This is a genomic window from Streptomyces sp. Tu6071 (assembly GCF_000213055.1).
Lineage (GTDB): Bacteria > Actinomycetota > Actinomycetes > Streptomycetales > Streptomycetaceae > Streptomyces > Streptomyces evansiae.
This window is the reverse complement of record NZ_CM001165.1, coordinates 4,121,914-4,140,815: the sequence shown is the minus strand read 5'-3', so window position 1 is coordinate 4,140,815 and position 18,902 is coordinate 4,121,914. Positions and strand designations below refer to the sequence as shown.

The window sequence follows — 18,902 nt, the reverse complement described above, 5'->3', positions numbered from 1 at the left end:
GCCCCGACGGGCCGGGAGCCCCCGCCTCGCTCCTCCCGCACCGCACCGCACCGCCGCCGACGCCACCCCTGCCTGACCTCCCCACTTGTACGCGCAGCCACATCCCGCCGCCCGTACGCCCCCCGCCACCCGCCCGTACCCGCGGCTCCTCCCGCCGCCCGCCCGTACGCGCAACGACCCCGCCACCCGCTCGTTGGGCAGCGCGTGACAGCACCCACCGCCCGTCGCGGGCTCCGCCTCCTCGTCGCTCTCTCCGCCCTGGCCATGGGCTCCACGGCCACGCCGGGGGCCGCCGCTCCCGAGGCCGTACGGGCGTACGACGCCGCCCCGGCCCGCAGCGGTGGCGCGCACCGCGACTGCCCCTCCGGCGAGGTCTTCGCCACGAACAACACGGCGGTCGTCACGGACCCCGCCGACCCCCGCCTCCGTACCCGGCTCACCCGCTTCGACCGCGAGGTGCGGGGCATCATCCGCGCCCACGGCGCCCGCCCCGGCGCGTCCACCCTCCTCGACGGCGTCTTCTGGTCCGCCGGCCTCGGGAAGACCACCTTCGAGCGCTCGCGCGAGTTCGACGTCGACGGGACGGGCCGGGACGGTCTGCGCCACCTCGCGGGCGTCCTCGCCAAGCGCTACCACCAGGAGTCCGTCCTGACCTTCCGCTGCCTGCCGCGCCACGCCCCCGCGACGGACGCGGCGCGGATCGAGGCCCCGGGCGTGAGCGCCGCCGCACTCCGCGAGGCACTGCGCACGCATCCCGGGGCGAGGGAGGAACTGGGCGGCGGCTCGGTCACCGAGGACGGCCGCCTCGTCCTCGTGTCCCCGCTCGAAGAGCTGCCTCTGGCGTGGAAGTTCACGAAGGATCTCGGAGTCGACTGGAACACGGCGGAAGTGTGCTACGGGGAAAGGGAGTTCGTGAGCTGAACGACCGGGCCGGACCCTCCGGAAGCCCCCTCAAGCCACCCCGCCGTCGAGTTCCCTGACCAGGAAGAGCGTCGGGTCCGCCTGCTGGTGCTCGGTCCCGTCGTGGTCCACGTACGACCAGCGGTCCAGGTACCGGACCGCCGGCCGGTAGCCGAGGCGGGCGTAGAGCCGCGCCGCGCCCGGGTTGCCCGTCTCGTCGACGCCCAGGCCGATACGGGCCGTTCCCCGGCGTACGGCGAGCGCTTCGGCGTGGCGGATCAGCCCCGTACCGATGCCCCGGCCGCGCAGCTCGGCGACGACGTCGAGCCCGTTGATCTCCGGGCAGTCGCCGAGCGCCTCGCGCACCTCCGGTGCCGCGCAACCACCCCACCGCACCTCGCCGTTGCCCACCGGCACGCCGTCGATCCAGGCCACGAGATACGTGCTGCCGCCCGCGCACTGCCGCGCGAAGCGGCGCGCGTGGAACGAGGTGGCCTGCCCCGACGGCAAGTGCGCGTCGAGCAGCGCGACATCCTCCGTACGGCACGCGGCGAACCGCGCGGGCGCGCCCGCCCGGCCCTCGTCCCCGTCCCGCAGCGCGTCCGATTCGTTCAAGACCCCGCCCCCGTCCCCCCGCTACCGTCGCCGCCATGACGCACAGCACCCGCCACTTGAGCATCCACGTCGACCGTACCCGCGACGACGTCTACGCCTACGCCTCGAACCCGGAGAACCTGCCCGCCTGGGCCCTCGGTCTCGGCGGCTCCATCGAGCGGGACGGGGAGGAGTGGATCGCCCCCGACACCCCCATGGGCCGCGTCACCGTCGCGTTCGTCCCGCCCAACGACCTCGGCGTCCTCGACCACGACGTGACCCTCCCGGACGGCGAGGTCGTCAACAACCCGGTCCGCGTCATCACGGACGGCACGGGGAGCCTCGTCGTCTTCACCCTCCGCCGTCCGGCCGGGGCGACGGACGCCGCGTTCGAGCGCGACGCGGAGATGGTCACGGCGGACCTGGCCCGCCTGAAGAAGCTGCTGGAATCGGCGTAGTCCTCCGGAGCGGCCGGACCGGGCGCCCCGGAGGGCGGCCGGACCGGGCGCCGCCCCGCCACCCCGCTCGCTCCCCGGCCCACGCTCCCCCGCTCGCGCTATCCCGCCCGCTCCCCCGTCACCCCGAGCAGCGGCAGCCACACGACGTCCACGATCTCGACGATCCTCTCGTCCGGCAGGGCGCTCAGCTGCATGAGCAGGTCGTGCCGCATCAGTTCGAGGGGGAGGTCGAGGACGCGCGCGGGGCGGGGGACGTCGGGCAGTTCACCGCGCGCGACCGCGCGGGCGACGAGAACCTCGCCCGGACCCGGCGCCGGAGGGCTCAGGGCGGCGCGGAGCTGGACGAAGTTGGTGCCCGTGTCGCGGAAGTAGTCGGCGAGCTGGACGAGCATGAGCGCGGCGGTCGCCGCGCGGTCCTCGTTCACCTCGCGGAGGAACGCGAGCACGTCCCCGCGCAGGCTGCCCGTGTCGGGGATCTCGATCCGGCGCAGATGCCGGACGAGGGTCGCGAGGAGCATGTCCTCGCGCTTCGCCCAGCGGCGGTAGAGCACGGGGCGGCTCGTCCCGGCGCGGGCCGCGATCGCCTCGTACGTGAAACCTCCGTACCCGTGCGCGAGGAGCACCTCCCACGCGGCGTCGAGGATCGCGCTCTCCAGCTCGGCCCCGCGCCGGCGCGTCGCCCGGCCCTTCCCGGCCGGACCCTTCCCGGCCGCCACAGCCTCCTCGGGCTCTGCGGCCTCCTCGGGCTCTCCGGGCTTCTCCGGCTCTCCCGACTTCTCCGGCACTCCGCTCTCCTCCGCTCACGATCCCCGGGCGCCCCCTTGCGCACCCCGCGCACCCTGCGCACCTCTGCCCCCATCCTCTCCCGCCCCGCCGCGCCACCGGGACAGGACCGGGTTTAGATGCACTTGCGTATCTTACCGGGGTTCCCCTACCCTCGACCATCATAAGATGCACTCACGTACCTTAAGGTGGCCGTTCCCTATGTCCTCGCGCACCGCTCCCGCACCCGCCTCCGCGTCCCCGCCCTCCCAGCGCCTCGACCCCACCGCCCTGCGCATCGCGATCGCCGTACTCGTCGGCGGCATCGCGGTGATCCTCGACTCGACGATCGTCAGCGTCGCGCTCGACGACCTCGCGCGGGACCTCCACTCGGGCGTCGACGCGATCCAGTGGGTCAGCACCGGCTACCTCCTCGCGCTCGGCGTCGTCATCCCGACGGTCGGCTGGTCGCAGGGGCGGCTCGGCGCGAAACGGCTCTGGCTGTGGTCGCTCGCCGTCTTCCTGCTCGGCTCGGTGCTGTGCGCGGTGGCGTGGGACGTGCCGAGCCTCATCGGTTTCCGCGTGCTCCAGGGCCTCGGCGGCGGCGCGATGCTGCCGCTCATGACGACGATGGTCATGCAGTCGGCCCCGGCCGCGCAGGCGCGCAAGCTCGTGGCGACGATCGCCCTGCCCGCAGCCGTCGGCCCCATCCTCGGTCCGGTGATCGGCGGCCTGATCCTCGGCGCGGGCTCGTGGCGCTGGCTCTTCCTGGTCAACGTCCCGCTGTGCCTCGCCGGGCTCGTCCTCGCCCAGCGCGTGATCCCGGGGGACGCCCCCGCCCCCGACGCCCGGCGCCCGCGCCTGGACCTGCCCGGCTTCCTGCTCCTCGCGCCCGCGCTCGTCGCACTGCTGTGGGGCCTGTCGAACGTGACGGGCGACGGCGGCTTCGGGCAGACGAAGGTACTGGCGCCCCTCGTGGCGGGCGCGGTGCTGCTCGCGGTCTTCTCCGTACGGGCCGTGCGGCAGGGCGGCGCGCCGCTCGTCGATCTCGGAGTCCTGCGCTCGCGCCCCACCTGGGCCGCGACGGCGCTGTTCTTCCTCACCGGCGCCTCGCTCTACGGCGCGATGCTCCTGCTGCCGCTCTACTGGCAGCAGTTGCGCGGCGCGAGCGCCCTCGTCGCCGGGCTCTACCTCATCCCGCAGGGCGTCGGCTCGCTCCTGAGCCGCGCGCTCGCGCCGGGGCTCACCGAACGGATCGGCGAACGCTGGGTCACGGTGCTCGGCTTCGTCCTCGTCGGCGTGGCCACCGTCCCCTTCGCCTTCGCGGACGCGCACACGACGACCTGGCCGCTCATGATCGCGCTGCTGGTACGCGGCCTCGGCCTCGGGATCGTCGTCATCCCGCTCATGACGGTCGCCTTCAGGGGCCTCGCCCACGCCGAGGTCCCGCACGCCAGCATCGTGACCCGCATCGCCCAGCAGGTCGGCGGCTCGGTCGGCGTCGCCCTCTTCGCCGTCATCCTCGCCCGCGCGGCCCACGGCTCCGGCTCCCTCGCGGACGCCTTCGCGACGGCCTTCTGGTGGGCGACCGGCTTCACGGCCCTGGCGGTCGCGCTCTCCTTCGTGCTGCCGGGACGGGAGAAGGAGGCGAGCACGCCGGAGGAAACGGAAAGGGTCCCCTCCGCGAGGTGAGTGAGCACTCACCCACCTCGCGGAGAGGCCCCCTGGGCGCCCACCTCGGGGAGGGGACCCCTGGGCACCTCACGGAGGGGACCCCTGGGCGCCCGGCTCCGGCCGGGCCCCGGGTCCTACAGGAACGAGTTGATCTCGATCGTCTCGTTGCGGCCCGGACCGACCCCGATCGCCGAGATCGGGGCGCCGGACATCTCCTCCAGCGCCTTCACGTACGCCTGCGCGTTCTTCGGCAGCTCGGCGAAGGACTTGGCCTTCGTGATGTCCTCGCTCCAGCCCGGCAGGTACTCGTAGACCGGCTTCGCGTGGTGGAAATCGGTCTGGTTGTACGGGACCTCCTCGACGCGCTTCCCGTCGATGTCGTACGCGACGCAGACCGGGATGCGCTCCCAGCCGGTGAGCACGTCGAGCTTCGTGAGGAAGAAGTCCGTAAGGCCGTTGACGCGGGTCGCGTAGCGGGCGATCGGCGCGTCGAACCAGCCGCAGCGCCGGTCGCGCCCGGTCGTCACGCCGCGCTCGCCGCCGATGCGGCGCAGCGCCTCGCCGTCCTCGTCGAACAGCTCCGTCGGGAACGGGCCCGCGCCGACGCGCGTCGTGTACGCCTTCAGGATGCCGATGACGCGGCTGATCTTCGTCGGCCCGATCCCGGAACCGGTGCAGGCACCGCCCGCGGTCGGGTTCGACGAGGTCACGAAGGGATACGTGCCGTGGTCGACGTCCAGGAGCGTGCCCTGACCGCCCTCCATGAGCACGACCTTGTCCTCGTCGAGCGCCTTGTTGAGCACAAGCGAGGTGTCCGTGACGTACGGACGCAGCTTCTCCGCGTACTCCAGAAGCTCCGCGACGATCTGCTGGGCGTCGATCGCGCGGCGGTTGTAGAGCTTGACGAGCATCTGGTTCTTTATGTCGAGGGCCGCCTCGACCTTCTGGAGCAGGATCGACTCGTCGTACAGGTCCTGCACGCGGATACCGGTGCGGTTGATCTTGTCCGCGTACGTCGGACCGATGCCGCGGCCCGTCGTGCCGATCTTCCGCTTGCCGAGGAAGCGCTCGGAGACCTTGTCCATCGTCACGTTGTACGGCGTGATCAAATGGGCGTTTCCACTGATCAGGAGCTTCGACGTGTCGACGCCGCGCTCGTTCAGCCCGCTCAGCTCGGAGAGCAGGACCGCCGGGTCGACGACGACACCGTTGCCGATGACCGGCACGCAGGTGGGCGACAGAATGCCGGAGGGGAGCAGGTGGAGCGCGTATTTCTGGTCGCCGACGACGACCGTGTGGCCGGCGTTGTTGCCGCCCTGGTAGCGCACCACGTAATCGACCGAGCCGCCGAGCAGATCGGTCGCCTTCCCCTTGCCCTCGTCACCCCACTGAGCACCGAGCAGCACAAGTGCGGGCACAGGCGTACACCCCTTCCGGGTGGGGCATGTCCATGGTCGGGGCGTACGTGGTTACGACGTACACCGTCTTCCGGTACGTGCCGCGCCTGAGAGTGCGCGGGCGTGTACCGGCGACCGTCATCGGCCGCGAGCCGTCGGACCGGTGCCCCGGAATAGACGAAGCCCCTGGCGCAATAGCGCAAGGGGCTCTTGCACAAAGATGCTACCCGACTACCCGAGGAAGGACAGCGGTGTCGGCTCCAGAGCCCTCGGCGTACCCAGCCCCCTCCCTGCTGCTCGTGATCGACCCCACAGCACGCCGCACGGACGGCGAGTCCGTCCGCATCGCCCGCGACGTCCTGGCCGCGGGAGCGGAAGTGAAGGTCTGCCTCCCCGAAACCCCCGAGGAGTACGCGGACGCGATCCGCCGAGCGGGCCGGAGACGAGTGGTCGTGGTGGGCGACGAAGCGGCCCTGATCCGAGCGGTGGGAACGCTGTACCGAGGACGGCTGCTGGGTGTGGGGGGCGGGCCGGGCGGCGACGGTCTGAGGGACGAGGGCGCGGGGGGCGAGGGCTCGGGCGGCGACGGTCTGAGGGGCGAGGGTCTGGGGGGTCAGGGCTCGGGGAGTCAGGGCTCGTTGGGTGAGGGCGCGGGGGGTGGCGGCAGCCGGGGCGCGGGCTCGCGGGGTGGAGGCACCCGGGGCGAGGGCTCGCGGGGTGGGGGCTCGCGGGGTGGGGGCCTTCCGGCGGAGGGCTCGGGGGACGGGGAGTGGGGGGCTTCCGGCTCGCAGGCCCGGGGTTCTCAGGGCGACTGGCCTCGTCCACAGGGGCCCGGAGCCGGGGGCTTGCGGGCGGGCGGCTTCCGGGGCACGGACCTCCCGGCAGAGGGCGCCGAGGCCGGGAACACGGGTGACGGCGGCTCGCGAGCTGCGGGCTCGGCGCCCGAGGGCTCGCAGGCCCGGGGTTCTCAGGACGACCCACCTCGTGCGCAGGAGCCCGGAGCCGGGGGCTTGCGCGCGGACGGCTTCCGGGGCGCGGACCTCCCGGCGGAGAGCGCCGAGGCCGGGAACACGGGCGACGGCGGCTCGGGAACTGCCGGGTCGGCGGCCGAGGGCTCACAGGCCCGGGATTCTCAGGACGACCGATCTCGTGCGCAAGAGCCCGGAGCCGGGGGCTTGCTGGCGGGCGGCTTCCGAGGCGGGGACCTCTCGGCGGAGAGGTCGAAAGCCGGGGACCTCCCGGCGGAGGGGGCGGAGGCCGGGGGCCTCCCGGCGGGGGGCTTCGGCGGCAGGGGATCAGAGGCTGCGAGCTCGCAGGCCCAGCGGGCTCTGAGCGAACGGCCGCCTGCGCAGGTATCCGGGGCCGGGGGCTCCCGGCGGCGGGGCTCTGTGGGTGAGCCCTGGGTGTCGGGCGAACGGGGCGGGGTCTCCCGGACGGGCGACGGGCATGGTGGGGGGCTGCGGGGACGGGTGGGACGGCGGGGGCGGGAGCAGGTCGTGGGGTGGGTGCCGGTTTCGGCGGGGGCCGCGCTCGCGCGGGTGCTCGGGGTGCCCATTGATCCGGTGGCGGCGGCGCGGGCGGTGCTGGAGGGGCGGCCCGTGGCGCGGGACCTGCTGGTCGACGACAGCGACGGCGTCGTACTCGGGGCTCTCGTACTGCCCGTGCCCGGGGCGCGCGGCAGGGGCGGCGCGCTGCGACGGCTCGGCGTACGGGCCTCGGGCGGGGCGGAGGCCGGTGCCGGGCCGCTGGCCGGAGCGGGCGCGATACCGCCCCGCGAGGAGGCGCAGCCGGAACGGCCGGGCGGGGGGCACGGCTGGTGGCGGCGGATACGGGGGCTGCGCGCGGCCCCGGACCAGGTGCCGGGCGCTGCCGCGAGGGCCGGGCTGCGGATCGAGGCGGACGGGGAACTCCTCGCCGACCTCGCCACCCCCCTGCACTCCCTCACCGTCACCCCCTCACCCGCCCGCGCCCCGCTCGGCCCGGTCGGCGCCGCATCGACCGCGCCCCGCACCGACACCTCCGGCTACGCCGGGGTCCGCATCGTCCCGGCGGCGCGCACGGCCGACCCCGTCCTCGCCCACGCCCGTACCGTCACCGTCTCGGGCCCCGACTTCCACTACCTCGTCGACGGCGCCCCCGCCGGCCCCGTCCGCAGCCGCACCTGGACCGTACGGCGGGGGATATGGAGCATCGTGGTGACGTGAGGCCCTCCGGGGCCCCCCCGGGCGTCGTGGCGACGTGAAGCCCCCGGCGGCGCGCCCCCGCCGCGCCCCTCCCCCGGTCGGCACCCCGTGCCCCGCAGCCGCCCGGTCGCTTCCTGCTACCCCGGCTCCACCAGCCTGTTCTCGTACGCGAACACCGCCGCCTGGGTCCGGTCCCGCAGGCCCAGCTTCACCAGGACCCGGCTCACGTGCGTCTTCACCGTCGACTCCGCCACGTAGAGCTTCTCGGCGATCTCCTGGTTCGACAGGCCGCGCGCGACATGCACGAGGACCTCCGTCTCGCGCTCGGTCAGCTCCCCGTAGGCGCCCCCGGGGTGGGGGCTCGCGGGGCCGCGCAGGACCGTCTCGGGGACGCGTGCGAACTCGGTGATCAGGCGCCGGGTCACGCTCGGCGCGAGCAGCGCCTCACCGCGTGCGACGACCTCCACGGCCTCGGCGAGCTGACGCGCCGACGCGTCCTTGAGGAGGAAGCCCGAGGCCCCGGCCCGCAGCGCCTGGTACACGTACTCGTCGAGGTCGAACGTCGTCAGGACCAGCACCTTCGTCCCGACCGGGCTCGCGACGATCTCGCGGGTCGCCCCGATGCCGTCGAGCCGTGGCATCCGGATGTCCATGAGGACGACGTCCGGGGCGAGGCGCGCGGTCAGCTCGACCGCCTCGCGCCCGTCGACCGCCTCGCCGACGACCTCGATGCCCGGCATCGCCCCGAGCAGGACCGAGAAGCCCTCACGGACCATCACCTGGTCGTCGGCGATCAGCACCGTGATACTCATCCGCTGCCCTCCTTGGGCGCCGAGTCCTTGCGGAACGACATCGTGGTCGCCGCCGGCCGACGCGGTCCCGCGCCGCCCGTGGCCGGAGGGGGCGCGGTGCCGGCGGCCGGCGGAGGTGGTGGGCTCTGCGTCCCGGCGGGCCCGGCGGCCCCCGGCTCCGCCCCGCGCCCCGCACCCGGCCCCCGCTCGGAGGTCCGCCCCGCGCCGCGCTCCGCCTCCGGCACCCGCTCCGCCTCCGGTTCCGTCACCGGGACCGGAATCCAGACCGAGACCTCGAAGCCCCCCGACTCCGTGGGCCCGGCCGTCAGTTCGCCCTCCAGCATCGCCACACGCTCCCGCATCCCCGTGAGCCCGTGCCCGCTGCCCCTGTCGGCCGGGGCGGCGACCGCCGGGGAGGGGGTGGGGGCGGGAGCCGGGCCCTCCCACAGGGCTTCCCCGTCCCAGGGGCCGCCCTCCTCGACCCACGCGTCCTCCTCGTCCCACGGGACCGGCGGCGCCCAGTTGAAGACGCGCAGCCCGAAGCCGCCGAGCACGTAGGACAGCTCGACCACCGCTTCCGCGCCCGGCGCGTGCCGCAGGGTGTTGCTCAGTGCCTCCTGCACGATGCGGTACGCCGACAGCTCGACGCCCTGCGGCAGTTCCCTCACCCGGCCCGTGACCCGCTTCGTCACCTCCAGCCCGGCCCCGCGCACGTTGTCGAGCAGTGCGTCGAGGTCGGCGAGCGAGGGCTGCGGGGTGTGGGGCAGTTCGGCGTCCTCGGCCCGGACGACCCCGAGCACGCGGCGCAGTTCGGTGAGCGCCACCACCGCGTTCTCCCGAATCGTGGAGAAGGCCGCGACCAGCTCCGGCGGCGGGTCGATGACCCGGTAGGGCGCGGCCTCGGCCTGGATCGCGACGACCGACATGTGGTGCGCGACCACGTCGTGCAGTTCGCGGGCGATCGTGGTGCGCTCCTCCAGGAGCGTGCGGCGCGAACGCTCCACGAGGGTCACCTCCTCCTTGCGGGCGACCTCGGCCGCCTTCTCGGCGACCTCCGCCTCCTTCACCGCGACCTGCTGCCGCGCCTGCCGCCAGCCCCGCAACGAGGCCGAGACGAGGAGGGCGAGCGCGCTCAGGAAGAGATACGCGCCGATGTTGCCCTCGTTGCCCCCGTTGAGCGCGCCGTTGAGGCCGAAGGCGAGGAACGCGCTCACGAGCCACATGCTCGCCGCCGTGCGGGGCCGCGCCTGCCAGGCGCCCACCACGAGAACGACGAAGGCGGCGGCGAAAGCCTCGACGGAGTAGTCCAGGACAGCGGGCAGCAGGCACAGGGGCAGGGAGAGCCACCAAGCGCCGATCGGCCGGAACATCGCCAGCAGGACGAGGAACCCGGCGACGGGACCCAGCACGATTCCGTACGGGCCGGTCGCCGAGACGGCGAAGCACACGAGCGCCGCGAAGACCACCACCGCCTGCGGCAGCCAGCGCGTCCACGCCCACCGCGCCCCTCGCTCCGGCACCTCGCGCACGGGCAGCGGCCGGAACGCGAAGGCATCCGCGATCAGGTCCTCGCGCATGACGCGCGTCACGAACTCCGCGATCCGCCGCTCCGTCGCGAGCCCGGAAGCGAGCGGCTCACGTCCGGAAGCCGAAGCCGAAGCCGAAGTCTCATTCATGCACACCACGCTAGGGCGTCGATCGCCTCCGGGCGTCCCTCGCGCGTATGCACTTCGGCCGTCCATCTCAAGGAGGACGCGACCGACTTGAGAGGGACGCCCCCGGTCACGACACGCCGCCGGTCCTCCGCACGACGGACCCGGCGGGACCCGGAGCGGACCCGTACGGCGCGTGAGTCCGACCGGAGCGGACCCGTGCGGCGCGTGCCTCCGCCCGGAGGCGGACCCGTACGAGCGACCCGCCCCGTACCGTACGCGCCTCACCCCCGCCCCACCCTCGCCTCTTACCAAGCGAGTTGGGCGATCTCCTCCGCGACGACCGCCGAGGCGTCGGCCGCCGGGTCGACGAGCGCGTAGTGCCCGATGCCTTCGAGCAACGTCACGCCCGCGGGTTCGCCCGCCGCCGAGGCCGCGTCGGCGAAGGACTCGGCGACGGCGGAGGGGACTTCGGTGTCGTCGCGCCCCTGCACGAGTGTCGTCGCGATGCCGGTCGGCAGCAGACGGGCCGGATCGGCGTACGGCAGGCGTTCCCCGAACGTCGCCGGGCCGCCGAGGAAGGGCTCGACGGCGCCCTCGCACACACCCCGCTCGCGCGCGAGCGCCAAGTCGGCGAGCGGCGCGAGCGCCACGACGCCGCGCAGCGCGGGGGGTTCGGCGCGGCGCCACGGCGCGTCGGCCGGGAGGACGTGGCGTGCCGCGGCCCACAGCGCGAGGTGCCCGCCCGAGGAGTGCCCGCACAGCACCGTGCGCGCGGGGTCCGCCCGCGGGAGCGCCTTGCGGGCGAGTCCGGGCAGCGTGTCGAGCACCGTCGCGATGTCGTCGAAGGTCTCCGGCCAGCGCCCGGGACGGGCCTTCGCGCCCTGCCCGGGCAGCCCCGCGCCCCTGCGGTACTCGGCGAGCGCGACCGCGAAGCCGCGCCGCGCGAGCAGCCCGGCGAACGGCGTCAGGTGCGCCCTGTCGTACGTGGCCCGCCAGGCGCCGCCGTGCAGGACGAGGACGAGGGGGTGGCCGCCGGGGTGCTCGGGGCCGCGCGAGGCGTAGAAGTCGACGAGCTGGTCGGGGTGCTCGCCGTAGCGAAGCGTGGCCTCGGGCGGCACCGGGGGATGCGCGAAGAGCGAGTCGGCCTCGGCGGCCTCGCGGGCAACGGCGTCGTCCGGCATGTGCGACCTCTCAGCGTTCGCGGTCTACGGTCCTCGGCCCACGGGTCGCCTCACGCGCACCCCCGCAGGTCCTCCGGGGGCCCACGGGCGGCCTCCTCCGACCGGCCGGGACGCTATCAGGCGGGTGACGTGCGCGGATACGGGCCTGAGGTGATCGCCCCGGGCCGGGCGTTCGCCCTGGTGTCGTTCCCGCCGCGCACGGCGGCCTCGCGCACGCACCGTGCACGGGCGGGAACGGCACGAGACCGTTTGACCTGAGGAGAGCGGGGCAAACCTCAGGCTTGCGGCAATCCACCCGAAAGGGGGGAATCGGCGGAGGGGATACGGGGCGCGCCCCGGAGAGCCCCCGGCGGGGACTGGTCCAGGACGTGGAAATCCCTCCGGCGAGGAACAGACCCACACGACGGAATCACCTCGCCAAGGGTCAGCCCACGCCACGGATCACCCCGCCGGGGGTCGCCCGTGCCACGGAACCCCGGCGGGTCCGGCCCACGCCACGGAGCCCCCGCCAGAGTCCGGCCCCCGCCCCGGAACCCCGCCAAGGTCCGCCCCCGTCACGGGAACCCCGCCAAGCCCGCCCCGCCGCGCGACGTACCTCCGCCACGGGCTCAGTCCCCCCGGCTCACTCCCCCGCGCCCAGCTCCTCCGCCAGGACCCGCGCCGCGCGTTCCGCGTCCGCGTATCCCACGTACAGCGGCGTGAAGCCGAAGCGGAGGATGTCCGGCGGCCGGAAGTCGCCGACGACGCCGCGCGCGATGAGCCGGGGCATGAGCGCGGCGGCGCGCGGGGTGCGCAGCGCGAGCTGGCTGCCGCGTTCCTCGTGCGCGGCCGGGGTGACGGACTCCAGGCTCCCGGCCGGTACGTACCGGTCGACGCACTCCAGGAAGAAGTCCGTGAGCGCCAGCGACTTGGCCCGTACGGCTGCGAGATCCACGCCCTCCCAGACACCGAGCGCGGCCTCCAGGGCGAGCAGCGACAGGATGTCGGGGGTCCCGACCCGCCCGGCTGTCGCGCCCTGCGCGCGCGTGTAGGCGGGCCGCATCCCGAAGGGTTCCGCGTGCGAGTTCCAGCCGGGGAGCGGCGAGTCGAAGGCGGCCTGGTGGGCGGCGCGCACGTACAGGAAGGCCGGGGAGCCCGGCCCGCCGTTGAGGTATTTGTACGTGCAGCCGACCGCGAGGTCGACGCCGTGCGCGTCGAGCCGCACGGGCAGCGCGCCCGCGCTGTGGCACAGGTCCCAGACGGCGTACGCGCCCGCCTCGTGCACGGCGGCGGTGAGTCCGGGCAGGTCGTGCAGGCGCCCGGTGCGGTAGTCGACGTGGTTGAGGAGCACGGCGGCGGTACGGGGACCGAGCCGGCCGGGCACCTCGGCGGGCAGGACGGGGACGAGGCGGTGGCCCGTCAGCCGTACCGCCGCCTCGGCGATGTAGCCGTCCGTCGGGAAGGACGAGGAGTCGACGAGGACCTCGTCGCGACCCTCGCCCGCGAGCCGGACGGCCGCGACGAGCGCCTTGAAGAGGTTGACGCTCGTCGAGTCGCCGACGACGACCTGTCCGGGCCCCGCGCCGACGAGCGGCGCGATCAGCTCGCCGACCCGCTCCGGCGCCTCCCACCAGCCGCTCTCCGTCCACGAGCGGATGCCGAGCGCGCCCCACTCGTGCGCGATGACGCGGGCGAGGCGGTCGGGGACCGCCTTCGGCAGGGCGCCGAGCGAGTTCCCGTCGAGGTAGACGACGTCCTCGGGGAGCGTGAACCGCTCCCGCACCGGCCGCAGCGGGTCCTCGGCGTCGAGCCGGTGGGCGGTGGCACGGAGCGCGGCGGCGGTGTCGTTCCCGGAGGCGGGTCGTGCGGACGTGTCCGCGGCGTGGCGCTCAGACACGGCCGCGCGCCGTCCACAGCTCGGGGAAAACGCTCTTCGTGGCGCGTTTCTCCAGCCAGGCGACGCCCGCCGAGCCGCCAGTTCCCTGCTTGGAGCCCATCGCGCGGCGCGTCGCCGTGAGGTGGTCGTTGCGCCATCGCCACACCAGCTCGCCCACGTCCGTGAGCGCCTCGCCGAGCCGTACCTCCTCGCCGCGCTGATCGCCCCGGTAGATCTCCGCCCACACCGCCTCGACCTGCTCGGACGGCTCGTAGCGGCGGCTCAGGTCGCGGTCGAGCACGGAGGGCGGCACGGGGTGGCCGCGCCGGGCGAGGAAGCGCAGCGCCTCGTCGTAGAGACCGGGCTCGTGGAGCGCCTTCTCCAGCTCGGCGTGCGCCCGCGCCGTGCCCTTGTGCGGCACGAGCATCGCCGCGGACTTCTCGCCGAGCAGGAACTCCAGGCGCCGGTACATCGCCGACTGGAAGCCCGAGCCCTCGCCGAGGGCGCCCCGGTAGCTGTTGAACTGGGCGGGGGTGAGCCCCGCGAGCGGGAGCCAGGAGGCGTTGAGGGCATCCAGCTCGCGGCGCGAGCGGCGCAGCGCGTCGAGCGCGCGCGGCAGCTCGTCCTCGCGCAGCGCCCGCGCGGCGGTCTCCCACTCGTGCACGAGGACGGTGAACCACAACTCCATGACCTGCGTCGTCACGAGGAAGACCATCTCGCCGGGGTCCTCGGAGCGCAGCTCCTGGAGGTGCGTGAGCACGTCGGCGTGCACGTAGTCCTCGTACGGGGTGCTGCCCGCGAAGTCGAGGTGGGGGGCTTCGGGAGCGCTGTCCGGGGGATTCGGGGTGTCCGGGGTGCCCGGGTGAGGCGCGGTGCCGGCGCTCGCGGGGTGCGCGGCGTCCGGGTGGTTCGGGGTATTCAAGGGGTCGTACGACATCGATCTCTCCGGTGGAGACGGCTGCCGGGTAGCGGTCCGCCCCCGCCCGCGCTGCGCGCCCGCCGTCGTCGTACGGCGTCCCGGCGGAGGGCTCCGGTCCCCTCGGGCCCGTGATCCGGTTCTCCGGCACGCGTGTCCGGTACGCGGACGGGCCCACCCGCATCCTCCGTCCCCGGGGCGGGGGACGGCAAGGCGGGAGGGCCCGTACCGGAGGAAAAGCGGCCGGAAGGTCAGCCGAGGGTCTGCGCCGCGGTGGGCGAGGAGTCGCGCAGGAAGTCGGAGCAGCGCTCGTACTCCTCCGTCTCGCCGATCGCCTGGGCGGCGCGGGCGAGGGCGTGCAGGGCGCGCAGGAAGCCGCGGTTCGGCTCGTGCTCCCACGGCACCGGGCCGTGGCCCTTCCAGCCGTTGCGGCGCAGCGCGTCGAGGCCGCGGTGGTAGCCGGTACGGGCGTAGGCGTACGAGGCCACGGGGTCGCCCGCTTCGAAGGACTCGTCCGCGAGCAGGGCCCAGGGGAGCGAGGAGGCCGGGAACTTCGCGGCGACCTCGGTGGCGGGGGTCCCGGAGGCGAGCAGCTCGCGCGGCTCCGGCTCCTCGGGCAGGTGGGTCGGGGGCACGTCCCCGAGCAGGTTCTGGTGAATGGCCATGGTTTCCAGTCTGCCTGACGGCTGGAGCGGCCCGGCCCGTTCGGGCGGCCCCGCACGACGTCCGCGAGCGGGCCCGCCCCGGACGTAGGCGGGAAGGCCCACCCCGTACGTACGCGAGAAGGCCCACCCCGTACGTACCCGAGCGGGCCCGCCCCGTGCGTACCCGAGCAGGCCCACCCCGTGCGTACCCGAGCGGGCCCCGCCCCGGACGCACGGGGGCCCCGCCCGTACGTACGCCGCCCCGCCCCGTACCCACGCGAACGGGCCCCCGGCCCGCACGACCGAAGCCGTACGGGCCGGGGGCCCGATGCGTACGGGCCGGGGCCCGCGTCGTCCGCCGGGTCAGGCGCTGAGGCTGTGACCCGCCGAGCGCAGCGTGCGGGCCGCCTCGGTGACGCGCTCGGCCATACCGGCCTCGGCGAGCTTGCCCCAGGTGCGGGGGTCGTACGTCTTCTTGTCGCCGACCTCGCCGTCGACCTTCAGCACACCGTCGTAGTTGCGGAACATGTGGTCCGCGACGGGGCGCGTGAAGGCGTACTGCGTGTCCGTGTCGAGGTTCATCTTGACGACGCCGTTCTCCAGCGCGGTCTCGATCTCCTCCTTGGTGGAGCCGGAACCGCCGTGGAAGACGAAGTCGAAGGGCTGCTGCTTGCCGTACTTGGCGGCGACGCCCTCGCTCAGGTCCTTGAGCAGCTCGGGGCGGAGGACGACGTTGCCCGGCTTGTAGACGCCGTGCACGTTGCCGAAGGAGGCGGCGAGCAGGTAGCGGCCCTTCTCGCCGAGACCGAGCGCCTCGACGGTGCGGATCGCGTCGTCGACGGTGGTGTAGAGGTTGTCGTTGATCTCGTGCGAGACGCCGTCCTCCTCGCCACCGGTCGGGGTGATCTCGACCTCAAGGATGATCTTCGCGGCCTTCGCCAGCGCGAGCAGCTCCTGCCCGATGGCCAGGTTGTCGTCCAGGGTCTCGGCGGAGCCGTCCCACATGTGCGACTGGAAGAGCGGGTTCTGACCGGCCTTGACGCGCTCGGCGGAGACCGCGAGCAGCGGGCGGACGTAGCCGTCGAGCTTGTCCTTGGGACAGTGGTCGGTGTGCAGGGCCACGGTGACCGGGTACTTCTCGGCGACGACGTGCGCGAACTCCGCGAGACCGACCGCGCCGGTGACCATGTCCTTGCTGTACTGACCGCCCAGGAACTCCGCACCCCCGGTGGAGATCTGGATGATGCCGTCGCTCTCGGCCTCGGCGAAGCCGCGCAGCGCCGCGTGCAGGGTCTGCGTGGAGGTCACGTTGATGGCCGGGTAGGCGAACTTGCCTGCCTTCGCCCGGTCGAGCATCTCGTTGTAGACCTCGGGGGTTGCGATGGGCATGTGTCCGCTCCTTGTGATGTGCGGGTGTGTGCAGTGACCCTGACCTGGGGGCGACGCCGGTGTCGGCCGGGTCCATCTTTCCAGACGTACCGATTTGCTCCCAGCGAGGAGCGGTGGCGTGAGACGACGAAGGCGATGTTTCACGTGAAACAGGACGGGACCGGTGTTTCACGTGAAACATCGCCTTTTGGCGAGCGGAGGAGGTCAGGGGCCCGTGGGGCTCGCGAAGAGCTCGCTCGTCAGAGGGGCGGCCTGCTCAGCGGAGGCCGAAGCTCCGCCGGGCACGCCGGGGGAAGAACCGCTCGTCAGAGGCCCAGCTCGTTGAGCGCGTAGGCGTAGAGGTACGGGACGCCCGCCTCGCCCGCGATCTTCTCGCCCGCGCCGGTGTCGCGGTCCACGATCGTGGCGACGGCGACGACGTGCCCTCCGGCCTCGCGCACTGCCTCCACGGCGGTGAGCGGCGAACCGCCGGTCGTGGAGGTGTCCTCGACGACGAGCACGCGGCGCCCCGTGATGTCCGGGCCCTCGATACGGCGCTGCATCCCGTGCGTCTTCGCGGTCTTGCGCACCACGAAGGCGTCCACGCGCTTCCCGCGCGCGTGCGCGGCGTGCAGCATCGCGTCGGCGACCGGGTCGGCGCCGAGGGTGAGCCCGCCGACCGCCTCGAAGTCGAGGTTGTCGACGAGGTCGAGCATGACCTCGCCGACGAGCGGCGCGGCGGCGCCGTCGAGCGTGATCCGGCGCAGATCGACGTAGTAGTCGGCCTCGATGCCCGAGGAGAGCGTCACCTTGCCGTGCACCACGGCCTTGTCCTTGATCTGCTGGAGCAGCTCGGAACGTGCGTCAGTCATGGGCACGAGCTTAGAGGGGCGGCGCGGGGCCCCGCTCAGCTCCACCCGCCGCCCACGGACCGGGCCGAGAGGATCGAGGTGAGCAGTGCCGCGCGCAGTCCGGGGACGCGGGCGTCGAAGTGGGCACCGAAGCGCTTCAGCGTCTCCTTGTGGGCCTTCTGCTCCTTGCCGGTGAAGAGCGCCCCCGTGCCGCCCTCGGCGCACAGCACCGCGAGCGTCACGTCCTCGTCCGGGACCTGCTCCGGCAGCGCGTCCGCGAGCACCGGGCCGCGCGTCCGCTCGCGCAGCGCGAGCAGTCCCCCGGTGTCGCTGGGCGCGCCCTTGTGCTTGGCGAGCGGATTGAGGCGGTGCCCGTGCGGCTCCTCCACGTACCCGGCCTCGCGAAGCTGCTCGCGCACCGGGGTCTCGGCCGTGTGGGCCTTGTTGTGGACGAGCCGGAGCCAGCCCTGCGCCTTGTCAGCGGGAAGCTCGTCCCACACCCCGTGCAGGAACGTGTCCCGGGGCGCCTTCTCCGCGAGGCGCCACGCCTTCTTGCCGTCGGTGCGCACGAGACCGTCCGTCACGAGCACGGCGAAGGCGGCGGCGCGCAGGCGCTGGCCCCGGAACTGGAGCCCGGTGGCGGTGAAATCGGCCTTGTCGGGGTCGTAGGCGGAGAGGAGGTAGATCCGCTGGGGCAGCGTCAGTTCCATGGGTCTGTGCCTTCCTTCGGGTACCCGGCCCCCTCCGGGTACCCCGCGACAGCCGCCTCCCCGCCTCGGATCACAGCAGTCGCCAGCTCCACGTCGTCGACGCCTCCAGCGGCTCGATCGGGGTGATGAGACGCGGCTGCGAGTTGAGCCCGTTCGGAGGCCCGGTCTGGGGCTCCACGCAGACCCAGTCGGCCTGCTCGTCGTAGACCACGACCCACTTCTCCGCGCTGGTCACGGTCAGCTCCAGCTCGCCCGGCCACGTGAGCAGAACCGTCACTCCGTCCGGCATCCCGAAGCAGTCGTCCCACGGGCCCGGCAGCGGGTCGATGCGGCGGCCCGTCGGCAGGTGGTCCGCGCCGCGCTCCTCCTGCCAGCCCGGCTGGAACGTGATCCGCACGTCCTCGCCGCCCTTCCCGAGGTTCCGCCGGAACCACGGGTGCCAGCCGACCTGCCCGGGGAACGAGTCCCCGTAGGTCTCGATCCCCATGCGCAGCGTGAGGGCGTCCTCGCCCAGCTCCATCAGCTGCGTGACCCGCCCGGTGTACGGCCACGGCTCGGCCAGGTCGTACGTAAACGCGGCCGTGGCCCGTCCGTCCTCGCTCTCCGGGGCCGGCGCAGTCGCCCACTGGTGGTCGCGCGCGGTGCCGTGGATGGCGTTGGGGTCGTCGTTGAGCGGGAGCTGGTGGATCGTCCCGCCGTTGGTGAAGCGGCCGTCGCGGGTGCGCCCGCAGAACGGGGCCATCGGGAACGAGCCGTAGTGATCGCCGGGCCGCAGCAGTTCGTACTCCCCCACCCTCAGCGAACTGAGCCGGGCGCCGAGGTCCGGGCGCACGGTGAGGGAGGAAGTGCGGGTGGTCAGCGTCGTCTCAGGTGCGGTGGTCACGGGGGTGACCTTACGCGGGGCGCGGGGCGCCGAGGAGATCACCCGCGCTCACGGCTCCCGCGCCCGTGCCCCGCGCCTCG

General features: G+C 74.0%; 17 protein-coding genes and 1 pseudogene. 5 read left to right on the top strand and 13 right to left on the bottom strand.

What is annotated here, in order from left to right:
• The first annotated feature begins 204 nt into the window (after positions 1-204).
• Positions 205-921, top strand: a complete 717-nt coding sequence (locus STTU_RS17200) for a hypothetical protein (protein ID WP_007825125.1) — start codon at positions 205-207, stop codon at positions 919-921.
• A gap of 30 nt (positions 922-951) precedes the next feature.
• On the opposite strand, the gene STTU_RS17195 is transcribed toward STTU_RS17200, so the two are convergent.
• The gene (locus STTU_RS17195) at positions 952-1,515 is read right to left on the bottom strand and encodes a GNAT family N-acetyltransferase (RefSeq protein WP_007825124.1); all 564 of its coding nucleotides are present in this window, start codon (positions 1,513-1,515) and stop codon (positions 952-954) included.
• Between the two features lie 35 nt (positions 1,516-1,550).
• Here STTU_RS17195 and STTU_RS17190 point away from each other — a divergent pair, with 35 nt between their 5' ends.
• Complete coding sequence (locus STTU_RS17190; RefSeq protein WP_007825123.1) at positions 1,551-1,952, top strand: hypothetical protein; 402 nt, start codon at positions 1,551-1,553, stop codon at positions 1,950-1,952.
• A gap of 98 nt (positions 1,953-2,050) precedes the next feature.
• Here the strand turns inward: STTU_RS17190 and STTU_RS17185 are convergent, their stop codons facing one another.
• On the bottom strand, positions 2,051-2,737 hold the full coding sequence (locus STTU_RS17185; protein WP_007825121.1) for a TetR/AcrR family transcriptional regulator: 687 nt from the start codon (positions 2,735-2,737) through the stop codon (positions 2,051-2,053).
• A 199-nt stretch (positions 2,738-2,936) separates the two neighbouring features.
• Between STTU_RS17185 and STTU_RS17180 the strand changes: the two genes are divergently transcribed.
• Positions 2,937-4,406, top strand: a complete 1,470-nt coding sequence (locus STTU_RS17180; protein ID WP_007825120.1) for an MDR family MFS transporter — start codon at positions 2,937-2,939, stop codon at positions 4,404-4,406.
• A gap of 116 nt (positions 4,407-4,522) precedes the next feature.
• On the opposite strand, the gene STTU_RS17175 is transcribed toward STTU_RS17180, so the two are convergent.
• Positions 4,523-5,806 carry an adenylosuccinate synthase gene (locus tag STTU_RS17175; protein ID WP_009067045.1) on the bottom strand — a complete coding sequence of 428 codons (1,284 nt, stop codon included), beginning with the start codon at positions 5,804-5,806 and terminating at the stop codon, positions 4,523-4,525.
• Between the two features lie 230 nt (positions 5,807-6,036).
• On the opposite strand from STTU_RS17175, the pseudogene STTU_RS35495 reads away from it, so the two are divergent.
• Together STTU_RS35495 and STTU_RS17170 are read left to right on the top strand one after the other, a co-directional pair.
• Positions 6,037-6,300 (top strand): annotated as a pseudogene (locus tag STTU_RS35495) (diacylglycerol kinase); the annotation flags it as partial.
• Between the two features lie 981 nt (positions 6,301-7,281).
• Positions 7,282-7,989, top strand: a complete 708-nt coding sequence (locus STTU_RS17170; protein ID WP_234019400.1) for a hypothetical protein — start codon at positions 7,282-7,284, stop codon at positions 7,987-7,989.
• Between the two features lie 116 nt (positions 7,990-8,105).
• Here the strand turns inward: STTU_RS17170 and STTU_RS17165 are convergent, their stop codons facing one another.
• From STTU_RS17165 to STTU_RS17120, 10 genes are all read right to left on the bottom strand, one after another.
• Positions 8,106-8,780 (bottom strand): response regulator, encoded by a 675-nt coding sequence (locus STTU_RS17165; protein WP_043255495.1) that lies wholly within the window; start codon positions 8,778-8,780, stop codon positions 8,106-8,108.
• Positions 8,777-10,435 carry a sensor histidine kinase gene (locus tag STTU_RS17160; protein ID WP_007825112.1) on the bottom strand — a complete coding sequence of 553 codons (1,659 nt, stop codon included), beginning with the start codon at positions 10,433-10,435 and terminating at the stop codon, positions 8,777-8,779. The genes STTU_RS17165 and STTU_RS17160 overlap by 4 nt, the downstream gene beginning before the upstream one ends.
• 284 nt (positions 10,436-10,719) lie before the next feature.
• The gene (locus STTU_RS17155; protein ID WP_007825111.1) at positions 10,720-11,595 is read right to left on the bottom strand and encodes an alpha/beta hydrolase family protein; all 876 of its coding nucleotides are present in this window, start codon (positions 11,593-11,595) and stop codon (positions 10,720-10,722) included.
• Positions 11,596-12,217: 622 nt separating this feature from the next.
• Entirely contained in the window at positions 12,218-13,471 is a 1,254-nt protein-coding gene (gene kynU / locus STTU_RS17150) for a kynureninase (RefSeq protein ID WP_043255493.1), read from the bottom strand.
• Entirely contained in the window at positions 13,464-14,387 is a 924-nt protein-coding gene (locus tag STTU_RS17145) for a tryptophan 2,3-dioxygenase (RefSeq protein WP_007825106.1), read from the bottom strand. Before STTU_RS17145 ends, kynU begins: the two co-directional genes overlap by 8 nt.
• Positions 14,388-14,617: 230 nt before the next feature.
• Entirely contained in the window at positions 14,618-15,031 is a 414-nt protein-coding gene (locus STTU_RS17140) for a DUF3151 domain-containing protein (RefSeq protein WP_010277532.1), read from the bottom strand.
• Between the two features lie 342 nt (positions 15,032-15,373).
• A complete protein-coding gene (gene fbaA / locus STTU_RS17135; RefSeq protein WP_007825104.1) occupies positions 15,374-16,399 on the bottom strand; it encodes a class II fructose-bisphosphate aldolase in 1,026 nt (341 codons plus the stop codon).
• Positions 16,400-16,704: 305 nt separating this feature from the next.
• The gene (pyrE, locus tag STTU_RS17130) at positions 16,705-17,250 is read right to left on the bottom strand and encodes an orotate phosphoribosyltransferase (protein WP_007825103.1); all 546 of its coding nucleotides are present in this window, start codon (positions 17,248-17,250) and stop codon (positions 16,705-16,707) included.
• A 35-nt stretch (positions 17,251-17,285) separates the two neighbouring features.
• Positions 17,286-17,939: a GPP34 family phosphoprotein gene (locus STTU_RS17125; RefSeq protein WP_007825101.1), complete on the bottom strand. Its 654-nt coding sequence runs from the start codon at positions 17,937-17,939 to the stop codon at positions 17,286-17,288.
• Between the two features lie 70 nt (positions 17,940-18,009).
• Positions 18,010-18,822 carry an aldose 1-epimerase gene (locus tag STTU_RS17120; RefSeq protein ID WP_007825099.1) on the bottom strand — a complete coding sequence of 271 codons (813 nt, stop codon included), beginning with the start codon at positions 18,820-18,822 and terminating at the stop codon, positions 18,010-18,012.
• Between the last annotated feature and the right edge of the window lie 80 nt (positions 18,823-18,902).